This window comes from Rahnella ecdela (assembly GCF_019049625.1).
Taxonomy (GTDB): Bacteria; Pseudomonadota; Gammaproteobacteria; order Enterobacterales; family Enterobacteriaceae; genus Rahnella; species Rahnella ecdela.
Genome location: NZ_JAFMOY010000052.1, coordinates 1 through 603, shown reverse-complemented (window position 1 = coordinate 603; position 603 = coordinate 1). Strand labels below are relative to the sequence as shown.

General features: G+C 60.9%; 1 protein-coding gene. It reads left to right on the top strand.

Translation table 11 applies throughout. The features are described from left to right. Positions 1-603, top strand: a 603-nt coding sequence (locus tag J1784_RS00255) for a VWA domain-containing protein (protein ID WP_217147580.1), incomplete at both ends; no start/stop codon positions are given.

Genomic DNA, 603 nt, shown 5'->3' with positions numbered 1-603 from the left:
TATCGGGCAGCAAAAACGCCTGACCCGCGCCCTTCCGTGGCTGCTTGCTCTGGGGATAATTGCCCTTTCCGGCCCGACATGGCAACGGGAATTACCGGCCGCCCTGACGCCGCAAAGTGACATGATGGTTATCCTGCAACAAGATCCGGCAATGATGGCGCAGGATCTGGCGCCCAGCCGTCATCAGCGTATGCAAAGTAAAATAATGGAGTTGATGGCCCAGACGCCGGGCACCCGTTTCGGGCTGGTGGTGTATAACGCAGAGGCCTGGCTGACGACTCCTCTGACGCAGGATCCGGCGTTTTATTCGCTGTTCCTGCACGCCCAGACGCCCTCACTTTTGCCGGAAGGCCAGGGTTCTGGCCTGCGGGAAGCGGTCGCACTGGCGCAGAAAAACATACCCGCCACCGCGGATGCCCCGCGTAATCTGCTGCTGATCGCCGATTCCCTGACGGCTGAAGATGCCCGCTGGCTGGCGGATTCGAAACTTCCCCTGCAAATTTGGGTACCGGGTACCGCCCGAGGCGGCGCGTTACCCCAAGCCTATGACGGACGCGGCATTGATACGCGTCTGAATGTGCAGCGTTTCAGCCAGACCCGCGA